The organism is Chitinophaga sp. CF118, assembly GCF_900112615.1.
Taxonomy (GTDB): domain Bacteria; phylum Bacteroidota; class Bacteroidia; order Chitinophagales; family Chitinophagaceae; genus Chitinophaga.
Genome location: NZ_FOMK01000013.1, coordinates 111,113 through 125,298, shown reverse-complemented (window position 1 = coordinate 125,298; position 14,186 = coordinate 111,113). Strand labels below are relative to the sequence as shown.

Here is a 14,186-nt window from a genome sequence, read left to right as displayed (position 1 = left end):
CAATTACATAACAACCAGCTTCTGCGTGGTGTTCGTCTTAGAGTTTTTAATTCTCACTAAGTAGTACCCGCACTTAAGATTCTTCGTATTAATGATATAGTTTTTACCTGTGGTCACAGTCTCAAAAATTCTCTCACCATTCATCTTAATAATAGTGATAACTGTCTTTTCCATTTCCGCATTTGTAAATTCAAGCTTTAAATTGCTGCTTTCTACAACAGGATTTGGATACATCAGAAACTCAGCAGGATTGACCATCTTTTTCACCTCTGCAACCTCACGGGTATTTTCAAATGAATGATTGCAATACTTAGACCAGTCTATACCTATTTCACTTGTATCATTACCAGCTGTCCTTGCACTTGCTAATGTGGCTGAATTATACCATTTGGTGTTAACATTTGCAGTACCTGTAACTCCGGTAACCAATCTTAAACGGTAATCATAATGAGCCGTGCGGGTGCTTTCACCATTATAGATGTAATCAGTATTTGTAATAACGGCAATGACTACCCCATTCGCAGGAGGAACATCCAGCCTTAAACTACAACTACCAGTTGAAACAAATTGACTATATACCGGTACGCCGGTTGTGGAGCGATAAACCAGCTGACATGTCATATTTGCACCAATCGGTTCAAAGTTAACAGTAACCATATTTCCTGTTACCTGCAAAGGGATCTGGTTTGCTCCGGACCATCCTGGTAATGTCCTGGCTTCAGGAGTTAACAGTCCTGCATTGTTTGTAGTTTGAACATATGGTGTAGCAATCCATGGTGCAGGATTTAACCAGGAAGGTTGCCACTCTGCACCAATTGATTGACCGAAGTGTCCATTCAATAATGCGAGTACAGCGTTTTTCCATGGACCGAAATCTACAAGTGCTTGTTTAGCTCTGTATTCCGTAATTAATCTACGCATCTGCGCTGCACCAACTCCGGAAGCAATACCTTCAAGTACGCGACCAGGTGCATTTCTCCATATCCAGGGCACAGCTCCGTCGCCAAGCGTGTTTCCTAAAAATGTGGGGAACGAACTGCTGTATTGATGTCCGCCCAAATAGGTACGCCATGTACAAATCTGCTGATTGCCGTTAAACATGTTAACACCTTCTGCTGATGGTCCTCCAAAACTACCATCCTGCAACCAACCTGAGTAACATTCGATAGGCATAAAAGGAGCAATGAAATCTGTTCCATTCAGATCTCCCATTGTATTAAAGTTATTGGATCTCCTTGCATCGGCAGTTTGCTGTAACCAAACGTTACCACCTTCCTGGAACCATGCTGACTGCTTTACCCCTGGTAAGTCGGCCAATAAAGCATGAATACCTTCATGCACCATTGCACCTTTCTGAAATTCCCGGTCGGAATAATTGCAGGCAGGATCATAACTGTAAATAGGATAATAGGAAGCAAGCACCATTGGCCAGCTAACTCCGTTATAGTATATAGTACTTTGCCAGCCACCCAATTCTGTATTAGGTGCATTATCAGTACAAAGTCCTGAACCATAAAGATATACTGAACTGAAATAACCTTTCTTTGCGCGTAAATCCGGAGGCCAGCCCATTTGGTCGCGGAAGTAGGCAAAGTCTGTGTTCATTCTTGCAAGCAGCGGTGTAATGGCTGCTGTTGTAACCAGTGAATTTTTATTTGGTCCCCAACGGAAAGCCCACCATTGTGAAGTTTGAGTTCCTGAAACCTGAGGACAATCATTTAACACACTGGAAGGAGCTGGTAAACTTGGAAATTCATCTCTGAAATTGTAACTGATGGTAGGAGAATATGAAGGCCATGTATAAGGATTTCCTCCTGTGGTTGATCCTCCGGTACCAATTACGCGCCACTCAAGTATCCCGGTAGATTGGCTCGTATTAAGCATCGATACCCGTATCCTGTTTGTACTAACCGACGCTACAGACAATACGTTAAATGCATTGGTCTGCAGTGGTACATTACCGATACGAATCCAGGAGGAGCCGTTCCAATAATCCGCATACGCCGTAGTAGGAGTCAGCACCCCTCCTGCATCATTGAACCAATATATTTCAATGGAAGTCACAGTATAATTTTGTGACCAGTCGTACTGTACCCATTCGGTAGTGTTTGGATTATCCCAGTTGCCATAAGCACCATGGGATTTATCATTAGAGTTAGCCGGGGTAAAATTGTCATTTAAAGCAGCGATAGTTTCCCAGGAAGATACGTATGAAGTGCTCGATGTTGCCTGTGGGGCAATGTTTGTTTGAGCTTCCGCTAAAAAGCAATAAAAGGGTAAAAATAGAGTAAGGATTAAACATTTTAGTCTGTTCATAAAAGTGGGTTTTCTTGTTAAAAAATAGGGCATTGTGTTTTATTTTTTGTGGATAATAGAGTATATCAGAAAGTACTCGAAATGGGGGCGTAAGGCTTTTTCTATATGGTTTTCTGAGAGTATTTTCTATGTAGTGAAGCTAATTTAATGGTACAGACCTTGCTTCATTTATTTTAGCAATCTCTAACAGGATATTATCACCTGCTTTGAAAAAAGATGTCCTCTCTATCTTTATATTGGATAGGCTGTAAACGGTTACAAAAAAACATCGAAAAACAATATGCGTTTTTTGCATATTGCTTTTCGATGCTTCAATTTTGAACTATTGTATATGAATAGTTCCACATCTTCCCAAAACATCAACTTACATTTTGCAGGTTGTGTTTAAATCGTTGTCTGATGGTTAGTACAATTCAGACTATTACAATGAAGTTATCTGCCATTGCTGGTTAGCACCACTGTTCCAGTTCCACTGAATAATACTGCCACCATTAGCAGTTGATTGCCCATTTACATCCAGCGAAAAACCACTGTTTCTATTCAATATTTTGTAATATCCAAAACCAATGTCTATTATCGACCATTGCTGGTTAGCACCTGCCCAGTAATCCCATTGTGTTATTGCTGCTCCTGCAGATGTAGACTGTCCGTTAACGTCCAGCGCTTTTCCACTGTTTCTATTAATAACAGAGAAATAGTTACCTGTCAATGAATTAAATGTCCATTGCTGATTAGCACCGGCCCAATAATCCCACTGATCAATGCTGGCACCGTTTGCAGTTGACTGCCCATTTACTTCAAGTGATTTACCACTGTTTTTATTGACAACTTTATAATAGTTTCCTGCAGTAAAGGAAGCATTAGGAGGGGTTATTGATCCTGTGCCCCATGCATATTTTAACCTCGTTAATCCGGAGTTATTATTTGTAGAAAGCGATGTACCACTTAGTGTAAACATACTATAAGTATCTCCTGTTCTTAATCCTGGCCAATAAATACCACCTACGCCCAGATCATGTAAAGAATTAGTCATGCCCTGCAGGTAAGTATTATTTACATTCGAACCTGGTGCTCCGGAGTAGTTTGTACCATCCGTCATTTCAGTACCAAATTCTGTTACAATTGTTCTTGTTGGGTATGCAAGTGATTTTACAGGTTGTTCCCAATCAGCTGTTGTTTTTTTGCTTGTTTCAAACCAGGTATAATCATGAAAAGAAAGCATACAGCTGTCGAAGCGGCTATCTGCTCCTATACTGTTTACATCTGAAGCATATCCAACACCATCCAGTACAAATCTGTTTTTGGGTATACCTGGGTATCTATTCAAAAACTGATTGTACAGATTTCTCAAATCTGTTGAACTATAACCATGAGGTTCATTAAAGACCTCAAAATAAATTAACGCATTTGAACGATAATTAGAGATTATTGTATCCCACATTTGCCAGAAAGTAGTACTGTTATCAACCAATCCGTCTTTGGAAGATGCGCCCTCCCAGTAACCCAATAATACTTTCATATTTTTGGAAGACGCTTTGTTTATGCTCCCTTTATAGGATTGCCACCAACTATCCAACACTGTTGCAGGATTGACTGGTAAACGTACGGTATTTGCACCTGCGGTCTGAAACCCATTTAGTATGTTTTCTGCTTTAGTTTGAATAGTAGCGTAACTATCGGTTGAGGTAGTACCCGACAGTACGAGTTTATCATCAGCAAAATTGTCCCGGCTGTCGGCCCAATTAACGCCTTTAAAGTCGGTAGAAGTGAGTGCGGCAGTTACGGCCATCTCTGTTGAGGAGGGGATCTTTGCAATACTTTCATCGTGCATGTCTTTTTTACAAGCACAAAACAGCACAACGAGGCCAAGAAATGGAATCTTTCTTTTCATACGTGAGAATTTTTGAAATAATGAATATTAGGATGTTACTACATGGGCACCTTTGCCATATATTATCGTTATTAAATAAGTTGTGCAATTATTCAGTAAGCTCTCGTAAAAATTTATTGGCCAACTTACGGGTTTTCAATATCAAAAAGTGGAACACATCAGCACAGGCAACTCATTACCTCTGATCAATCTTTATTGGCACAATGCAAGGATAATTTCAGCGCTTCGACTAGCTCTTTTATTAATTGTACAATTTACAATTAAATTTAACAACTCTGCCTGAGCCTGCAAAATCTTTATTTCGGGAGAACGATGGAATAGGGCATACTGATATTTACTATAAATGACCTATTTTAGTTCTATTACTCATTGAATGTTTGTCTTATGAATGGAAGTCGTAGCCTCAATTTTATACTGATCCCCTTTTTATTTGTTATAGCTGCCGGTTGTGGCCAGTCGACAGCATCAACACCCAATACCGTGGATACGCTGGAGAAGTTATTGCCAGTAAAGGATATGCAAAGTGATCTTACTATTCTGTGGAATGCTATTCAGGAAATGCACCCCGCTTATGGTATTTATATACCTCCTGACAGCTTGCAGAAAATTTATAAAACGGTGGCGGGTGCTATTAATAAGCCTTTATCAGAAACAGATTTTATCAGTACAGTTTATCCTTTATTGAGTAAACTCGGTTGTGGGCATACGCAATTGAAGCACTCAGCGGATTATAAACCAGAGAAAGCACCACACCTTCCTTTTCAGGTATTGGTACAAAATGGCAGGGCCTGGGTAACTACCCATCAGACAGCAGCTCTTGCTACTGGTGACGAGCTGCTATCTGTGAATGGCATTGCTACTGCAGATATTATTGAACATGGTGCGGACCTCTATGCAGGCGATGGTTATAACTCAACATTTAAAGAGTTGTTTTTAAGTGAGTATGATGGATTTGAAGATGCCTGCAATAAATATTACCATTGGCAACCTCCTTATCATCTCTCTGTGCGTACACAAAAAGGAGTATTAAAAACTATGGCCCTTGACACTACTTCTGCCATGTCTGCATCCGTAAAACAAACGGATAATTATGTGAACTGGACGGAAGCAAAAAATACGGATTACCTGCCTTTGCGTTTTTTAAACAACTCACTTACAGCCTGGTTTGAGACAAAGAGCTATCAATACCAGGATACAATTATTTTCCAGGAGGTATTTAAGCAGTTAAGGGAAAGAGGCATCAGGAATCTGGTGCTAGATTTACGGCATAACACGGGTGGCGATATCAGAGTGGCAACAAAATTACTATCATATCTGGCCGACGCACCTTTTCATATCATTGGTGATTTGAAAGCAAGGATACCTAATCCTGCAGTTAACCATTTCGAAAAATATTTTGACAGCCTGCGGACGGAAAGCTTTACAGCGGGTTTTAGTCCGGGTAATAAAGAAGGCGCTGACTACCATATTGATTTTAAACCTGCTTTTGGTGATTTGTTGAGTGCTATACCACTTGACAAAAGGAATCATTTTAGCGGTCAACTGTTTGTATTGATTGATGGGGCTACTTTTTCATCGGCGGCGCATACGGCTGCAGCTATTAAAACTCAATGTAAAAAAGCCTTATTTATTGGCAGGGAAACTGCAGGCGGACAAGATGGCTGCAGTGGGGGCACTATTCAACACCTCACCTTACCGCATACACAAGTGGTGGTAGAATTCCCCTGGATGCGTTTTGTATCGGTTATAAAAACACCCGTATCCGGACGCGGAATTATGCCTGATTATACGGTAGTATATAGTGCTGAAGACATTGTGAACAAGACCGATCTTGATATTAAGAAGGCTATAAGCCTGGTTAGATAATGATATCTGCCTTTCTCACATTATTCCTCCTGTATTTTCCACCGTTTCTCTCTTTACCGTTTGAATATTTCAAGATATAGCTGTACTTTAATAATAACAGTACCCATTTGCATACCATAAGAACTGCCAGCGGGTCATTTTTTTTTATACATATGGTTGCCAGGTCTTCATATAAAAATATTGATACCGAAAGGGAACCCGATGAAAAAAGAACTACCGGGAAAAACCCGGTAGTTCTGCAACAACCTCCCCCCTCTTAATCTTTCAGCTTCAGATAAGCTTTTACTTCGTTATAATTATTCCAGTCAATAGTCTTTGTCGTACGTGCTGCAGCAGTGCCACCAGGGATGATGATATACCGGTATTGCTGATGTTTGGCATTATCTTCAGGGTCTGTGTAAGTCATGAAGCTATTGGTAGCCAGCAAGTATATTTTCTGCGGATAAAAAGTTGGATTGATGCTGTATCCCGCAAACAAATCAACGTAGGGTAATGGAACAATAGCAGGATTGTCTGCTGTGCCCAGGTTGATATATACTTTTACTTCACCGTTGGTCAGGACTTCTTTAGTCAATTGTTCTACAGGAATAACTGTTTCATAAGCACCAGTATCATCAACCTGCCCATCCTCATCGAAATCACCTACGATTGGATCATACTCAACATCCAGCCATTCTGAATAAATAACATTTGCATTGCCATCTTTACCATCTGTACCAGCAGTACCATCTTTACCGGCAGGGCCAGTTGCACCATCTTTAGAGCAGGATCCACAGGAAAAAACAACAGCAGCCAGTGATAATAATAACATTTTTCTCATACTCGATTTTGATTTTAGTTTTTGATTAAGAGTTTATAATTGTGTCTTTTAATGTTTACCATACGTTCCGCGGACATAGATCTGCATAGCGATTGCCTATCAGTAACCCTATCATAATTTCATGTGTGCCACGGCTCACGGTATTCAGGGATGATGTAGTATAATCATATGCATAACTGATATTGAAAGTTGCATTTACATTAATACCCATCATCACTGCCACGCCATCTTTGTGCCTGTAAGATGCGCCTACCCACAACACATCGTGGTACTGCATCTTGGCATTCATATCTATACCCACCGGCAAAGCAGTAATGTATTTTATCATCACCGAAGGAAGAATACTGACATCTTCATTCATCCATAAACGATATCCTGCTGTGGCAAAGACGTGTGGTACTAACTTTCCCTGGTATACGGAATCTCCCTTTACCTTTCCTTCGTCAAAACCTATTTTTGCAGGGATGATGTTCTGCGCAGAGATCCCTGCAAAGTATTGCGCCGAGTAGAGGTAGATGCCCGCACTTACATCCGGTCGCCATCTGTCAAGCGTAGTGCTGCTGGCAATGGCAGGATCTGAAGGATCCTGAAGCTTAAGGGCTGTTGCATCCAGGGATATACGTTGTACCCCCGCTGCAATACCCGCACTTAAATTTGTTCCGGGAGCAATGCCTATATGATGTGCATAAGCTACACTAGCCGAGAAACGGTTCAACGGGCCGGTACGATCGTTCAGTAAAGTGAAACCTGCACCTGCATGTGAAGGCGGTGCCGTGTACGTTTCCCAGTAAGCCTGACCACGCGGGTTCCCCCCATCAGGACTAAAACCAGTAGCAGATGCCTGCGGGTAATCTGTTTTACGCAACGGCCCATGCATTGTAACGTATGTAGTGACAGGTCCGCCATTCAATCCTGCCCACTGATGCCGGTGGCTGGCCTTCACATCCCAGTAATTCTCTATACCGGCTACTGCAGGATTAATAATAAAAGTATTCAGCACGTACTGTGTATAATGCGGCTGTTGTTGCGCATAACCACGACCTGCAAAAACTAACAGTAGTATCATCATTTGAATACGGCCATTGCGATGCCCACTAACACGAATACACTGTAATAACCTTCCCGTAACACGACTGTAGCTCATCATACATTATTGCTTTAATATCTTCAGCTCTATGCGTCTGTTCAACCTTCTTCCTTCAGGATTATCTGTTCCATCAGGGAATGTATTTGGTGCAACCGGCTTGCTGGATCCATATCCCTTATACTGCAAACGGTTCTTTGGAACACCTTTACTTATGAGATAAGCCACACAGTTCATAGCACGTTTTTCAGACAGTTGCTGATTAAAGGCGGTAGTACCCGTACTATCTGTATGTGCACTGATCTCTACTTCCATTTGTGGATGAGATAACAGTACATCTGCCAGTTTATCCAAGGCAGGATAAGAAGACGCACTCAGCGTATATTCATTCAGTTCATAATAGATTTGCTGGATAGCGATGGCCTCATTCACACGTGTACGCAGAATCGTATCCACCAGTGTGGTCGTATCTTTTTTAACAACAGGTTCCTCTACAACTGGCGGTGGCGGAGGTGGTGGTGTCATTTGCAAACTGAATAATTCCAGACAGCACTCAGCAGAACGGTCTGAACTGAACCACACATCTTCCAGAATATTCGCGGTATGGCTTTTACTCGCAAAATAGATATCATCCTTTACTGCATTTACCGGGTAGCCAAAGTTTACAGACGTTTCCCAATGTTCAATATTACCCTTGCTATAGTAGAGATCATAACCTCCCATACCCGTTCCGCCATTACTGGAGAACACCAGTGTACCGGAAGAGGTATGAAAATAAGGTGCCTGTTCATCTGCGATTGTGTTGATACCTGTCCCCATATTTTTTGCATACAGGGCTTTTCCGTTTGCATCAAGTGCTGCATACCAGAGGTCATATCCTCCCTGTCCGCCAGCTTTATCACTGGAAAATAACAGGTACTTACCATCGGGCATTACAAAAGGTTGTTGTGTATTAGCACCTACTGTATTGATTACAGAATCCAATATTACCGGAGTACTCCAGTCATTATTCTTTTTCCTGCTGATGTAAATAGCGGCTGATTTCTTTCCGTCTACTACTTTCCATTGTGTGAGGAACAATACATTTCCATCCGGAGAGAGGCTTGCAGCACCCTGGTGAACTTTGGCAGATTGCGCTAAAGGAATCCGGCTGACTGCAACAGTATCTGCGGCCTGATAAATGCGGTTAAGTACTGCTGTTCCATTTTCTGCCCTGGTAGAAGTAAACAACAGTTTATCATCTGCCCAAACCGGTGCATAGGTAGCGCCGCCGGCATTCAATGTGCCAGCGGCTTTATGCAAATGATACAGGGATAAATCATCCTTCTTCAATTGCTGCCGGATGAAACGGAGATTCCTTAATTCTTTTTCAGCAGCCAGGCTGTAATTATCTGTTGCTGTATATTTTGCAAGAAAGGCACTGAGTACTTCTTCTGCTGCATCATACTTTTCGATCGATCGTAAACAAATTCCATAGTAGTAAGCCGCGAGCGGATAACGGTTATTATTATACGTCAACGTCTTTTCATACAGCGGGGCTGCCTTTCCCAGATCGTTCAACCGGCGGTAACTATCAGCCAGCTGATATACAGCCTGTTGTTCATCTGCTGCGGGGCCCGTCGTCACTCTGTCCGACGGACCCGGTGCAGCATATGGATTGTAGGTATAAGGGCTGGCTTGCTTAGTACCTGTTACCAGGTATTTTTCATAGTATAGGGATGCTGAATAATAATCTGCCTGCCTGTAATAACTGTCTGCGGCTTTCAGATAACCTGCTTTATGTTGCGACCAGGCTACCTGAACAACTGCCAGCATTACAGCGGTGAATAATAATTTCTTCATATGATGCAATATTTTTGAGAATATCAGTATTATAATCTTGGACAAACGAATTCACCTGCCGGCGTTTTCAGTTTCTTTCTGCCGATATAAGAAAGGGATAACTCAAAACTATTAGCACCCCTACTAATCTTACCCATATCGGACGAATTCACATCATAGCTAAGTCCTAACATCAGGTTCTTATAGTTGACGCCAGCATATACAGCAAAAGCATCTTTAAAGCGATAGTTAGCACCCAGCATCAGATCTGTTTCCTGTGTTATACTGTACTGTCCGAAACCACCCAGCATTTTCTCCTGTGCGGTACCCTGCCGCATGTATAATACGTTGGGCGTAACACTGAATAATTCTGACAACATCACCCTCACCCCTGCATGCCCTGTATATCTCACCGGAATGCGCGCATCGCCTACAGCACTGAACTGATCTGCCGGACGGTTCAGGTGATTGGCAGAGAAGCCTCCAAATAAATTGTATTTTTTACCTGGTTGCGCGTTGTAATACAGTACCCCAAATCCTGCATCGAAAGTGAATGCGGATGTTTTAGTGATCATATCGTTAGTGGTGTTACCGGGATTGTATCCGGTGATAGGGTTCCACTGATCACCATAATGCAATTTGGCCGGATCAAATTTGCGCTGGATAAATCCTGCCTGTAAACCGAATACTACGCGATGTTGCTGTAATTCTCCCAGTTTCACACCGGTATAGGATGCACTACCGTAAGCAGTGGTATAGTTATAACCGCCATCGCCGGCGGCCTGATTTAGCAAACTGCCTCCAAAATTTATGTTACTATTTGTTTTTACATCTGCTGCCACACCATAAGTCTTGAAGGGACTGTTCACACTTCCCCATTGCGAACGATAGATTCCGGATAAACGGTAACTACCATCAAACACACCCGTTAATGCCGGATTCAACCAGGCGGGGTATACGTAATACCCGGAGAAATGAGGGTCTGACTGCGCCTGCAGCTTTTTACCTGTCAGGCTCACTAAGATCAGCATCAGCAATGCTTTGGTAAAAGTTCTCATGATGTCAGCGTTTTGTTTTTTATTATTTTAATATCACTACATACCCTGTGAGAGGTGCAGATCCATCCTTCAGTTTTATTACATAATAGTAGGTAGCCAGTGGTAACTGCTTACCGTTGTAAGTACCATCCCAGGGACGATCATACCCAGTCGACTTGTACACTATTTGTCCGTAGCGGTTAAATACCTCCAGGGTGCTGTTGCGGTAGTCGGCCAGGTTCGTGATCATCCATGTGTCATTTATATGATCGCCGTTAGGAGAAAACGCGTTAGGAATTTTTACTGGTTTATACACTGTTACTTTCATTTCATCGCTGGCTGTACAACCACCTAAGCCGGTTGCAGTGAGCGTATATGTTTCGTCGCGTAATGCCGTTAACGTTGGGCGTAGATAATTGGCTCCTGACAAATCTCCCGCAGGTGTCCAGCTAAAATCCAGTCCGCTGGTGCTGTTCACTACCGGCTGAAATTGTATAGTGCTGCCAAATTCCACAGTGAAAGAAGGCCCCGCATCTACCACCGGTTGCAGATATACTTTTACAGTCTTTGTAACTGGTAATGATATACAACCCGCGGCACTGGTTACTGACAGTTGCACAGTATAGTCACCCGCTTCTGCATAACGCTTCGCCGGATTGCGTACTCCATTACTGCTGCCATCTCCGAAATCCCAGGCCCAGGATTGTATTACGCTGTTTGCAGCGGTACTTTTATCTGTAAAGGAATTATCTGTACCCTGACATAATGTTTCAGGTGTTACCGTAAAATCCGCTACCGGCTTATCAAAAAAAGCATTCAGATACTTCGTGGTATCATCTTTACAACCAAAGGCAGTATTCACCTCCAGCTTAACAGCATAATCATTCTCAGCAGCATAAGCATGCACAGGACTTTTTGTGGTAACAGCACTACTGCCATCTCCAAAATTCCACTGGTAGGTTAAAACTGATTGATCGGATATAGTAGTAAGATTGGTAAACACCGCTTCCCCTTCCGGCATACATACCGATTTCGGCAGACTGAAATCTGCAAATGGGGCAGCATGTACTGTTACATTGATGGAAGTATCTTTCTTGCAACTGTGATCACTTGTAATCAACAGTTTTACAGGTAATGTACCAGCAGTAGTAAATATTTTATCAAAAGGAGCTGCTGTGAGTTTTGTTGCACTGCTGCTATCTCCAAAGGTCCACTCCCAGCTGGAAATAGTACCAGCTGTAATGGACGACTTATCGGTTATCCTAACAGGCACACCCTGGCAAATAGAATTACCAACAGTGAAGTCAGCATGGGGAACCGGATAGATATCTATATTAAAAGAAGTATCTGCTACACAACCCTCAGCAGAAATAACAGTCAGTTTTACCGGCTGTACACCTGTTGCAAATAACTGTGTAGTATTTTTTTCTTTTGCAATGATGCCTTTAGAGAAATCCCATTCCCAACGATTGATCTGGTAACCATTTCCTGTACTCTGTCCGGCAAAATGAACAGAATCATTTGCACAACCTGATGCGTTCTGATAAGTAGCAACTGCTGCTGGTTTCCCTTTTACAGTAACCGTATAAATAATCTCTTCGGTGTTATTACAATTTTGGATGTGTGGGGCGGTAGATAATACAGAAATGTCATAATCTCCTGCAGCTGCAAACTGGTAAGTCTGCGGTAATGTGTATTGATAATAATTGTTTCCTTTGATAGTTACTTGTTTAATGGCTACCGGCGCATTGTCTGTTATATCTGCAGAAGGAGTAACGGCAGTACCCAGCTTACTCAGTTGCCATACTAATTTTGTGGGTTGATAAGTGAATAATACAGAGAGATTAACCGGGGTATTTACACAGGTAAAGTCACTCTGTTGTTTAGCAGAAGTATCTGCCTCATTATGAATTTGTCCTATTGCATTCAGGTTATTAAGATAAGTACCAGCATTGTATCCGTAGCTTTCAAAACTACCAAGTCCATAGGTAATAGCATTAAACGCAGAATCACTGGATACGATACATTGTGCTACAGCAGATTTCCATCTCTTTACCACCACAGAATAACCGGGTTTATTAGGATGTGGATAAGCCACATCATATGTATTACTGCCATCTATCAGTAAGGAAGTAAGTCCTCCGTCGGGGATAACCATCAGCAGCGCATTCACTTCAATATATTCCACTGTATTACGATAGAAAGCCACTCTTTTGGTTGCCTGTTCTATCGGACTTAAATAAATCATTTCAGGATCACCCAATCCATTCGTAAAAGGACATCCTCCGCCAGATGCCATAAACTGCGCTACCAATATTGGCTTATCAGACTCTATATAATCTGCCGTTCTGCTTTCAAATTCATAACAGGAATGAGGTGTTAATCCTGATAATGTATTTCCATTTACTTTTACAACTGTAGTGGGATCTTTCACTACAATTTTATAAATATTAGTTTGATAACTAAAAGTAGAAGCACCCGAAATAGGTGCAGTAAGATATCTTTTGCCCCATGACTGGAAAGGAAATACCTGCTGCATATTATTATCGCCTGTAACAATATTAGATCCGGAACAGTTAATAGCTGTACGACTGCTGCCTGAAAAAACTGCTACCGGAAAACATTTACCATCTGAATTTCCTAAAGACTTCACCGTTGTACCTGTTAACTCACGTCCTCTCCCACCGCCCAGTGAAGCACCTACTAACTGGTAGATCTCACCTTTATTCAATGTTATCGTGAAAGGAACATTCGCAACACGACCATTACGACTAGGCTCTGAAGGTTTAATTTCAATTACTGTGTTATTTTCTTTCGCAATAACATACATCCATGAAAAACAATCGTCTGCATAATTCTGCTGACTGTTCAATGAGATATAAGAGTACCCCCAGGTATTTACCGGCATCAGCATAGTAGCACCGGAAGAAGCACTTCCGAAAATATGAGCATAAGCTACGATAGCTACATTACTCTGAATATGGATGCCTTTGTTTGTAAAAATACCTTCCCCACCGGTACCACCATACGAAGGCGGTACGGAGAACAATCGTGCATCATTAGGCCCGCTTTTAGGAATTGGTTCTGTAGCAATAACAGTGTTAGCGGCAAGGCTATAGGTTCTTGTCCACGGAGTACCATCCACGGTTACAGTTACAGTAGCCGCTTGTTCTGCACTCAGGTAAATAACCATATCCTGCGAATTGCTGCCAAGAGGTTCCATAAACTGGTGATGTCCGTATCCTACCCAGAATTCTTTCCCCTTGTTGGAAAGCTCCTGAGCGTTTGCCTTCCCGCCGATTAACAGCAGGAGGCAAACTACAGGTGTTATGTTTTTTAAGAACGTCATAC

Annotated in this window: 8 protein-coding genes; 1 reads left to right on the top strand and 7 read right to left on the bottom strand. The window is 42.0% G+C overall.

What is annotated here, in order from left to right:
- Positions 1 to 3: 3 nt before the first annotated feature.
- Both BM176_RS29595 and BM176_RS29590 read right to left on the bottom strand, forming a co-directional pair.
- A complete protein-coding gene (locus BM176_RS29595; RefSeq protein WP_177230587.1) occupies positions 4 to 2,316 on the bottom strand; it encodes a T9SS type A sorting domain-containing protein in 2,313 nt (770 codons plus the stop codon).
- A gap of 421 nt (positions 2,317 to 2,737) precedes the next feature.
- Entirely contained in the window at positions 2,738 to 4,207 is a 1,470-nt protein-coding gene (locus BM176_RS29590) for an RICIN domain-containing protein (RefSeq protein WP_090108012.1), read from the bottom strand.
- A 384-nt stretch (positions 4,208 to 4,591) separates the two neighbouring features.
- Here BM176_RS29590 and BM176_RS29585 point away from each other — a divergent pair, with 384 nt between their 5' ends.
- Positions 4,592 to 6,073, top strand: coding sequence for a S41 family peptidase (locus BM176_RS29585; protein WP_090108011.1), 1,482 nt, complete (start codon positions 4,592 to 4,594; stop codon positions 6,071 to 6,073).
- A 256-nt stretch (positions 6,074 to 6,329) separates the two neighbouring features.
- Here the strand turns inward: BM176_RS29585 and BM176_RS29580 are convergent, their stop codons facing one another.
- Genes BM176_RS29580 through BM176_RS29560 form a run of 5 tightly spaced genes read right to left on the bottom strand, consistent with a single transcriptional unit; the run spans position 6,330 to position 14,184 of the window.
- Complete coding sequence (locus BM176_RS29580; RefSeq protein WP_143097953.1) at positions 6,330 to 6,893, bottom strand: hypothetical protein; 564 nt, start codon at positions 6,891 to 6,893, stop codon at positions 6,330 to 6,332.
- 55 nt (positions 6,894 to 6,948) lie between these two features.
- Complete coding sequence (locus tag BM176_RS29575; protein WP_369823759.1) at positions 6,949 to 8,040, bottom strand: PorP/SprF family type IX secretion system membrane protein; 1,092 nt, start codon at positions 8,038 to 8,040, stop codon at positions 6,949 to 6,951.
- Positions 8,041 to 8,043: 3 nt separating this feature from the next.
- Positions 8,044 to 9,819: an OmpA family protein gene (locus BM176_RS29570; protein WP_090108007.1), complete on the bottom strand. Its 1,776-nt coding sequence runs from the start codon at positions 9,817 to 9,819 to the stop codon at positions 8,044 to 8,046.
- Between the two features lie 29 nt (positions 9,820 to 9,848).
- The gene (locus BM176_RS29565; protein ID WP_090108006.1) at positions 9,849 to 10,856 is read right to left on the bottom strand and encodes a PorP/SprF family type IX secretion system membrane protein; all 1,008 of its coding nucleotides are present in this window, start codon (positions 10,854 to 10,856) and stop codon (positions 9,849 to 9,851) included.
- A gap of 22 nt (positions 10,857 to 10,878) precedes the next feature.
- The gene (locus tag BM176_RS29560) at positions 10,879 to 14,184 is read right to left on the bottom strand and encodes a PKD domain-containing protein (RefSeq protein WP_090108005.1); all 3,306 of its coding nucleotides are present in this window, start codon (positions 14,182 to 14,184) and stop codon (positions 10,879 to 10,881) included.
- Positions 14,185 to 14,186 lie beyond the last annotated feature (2 nt).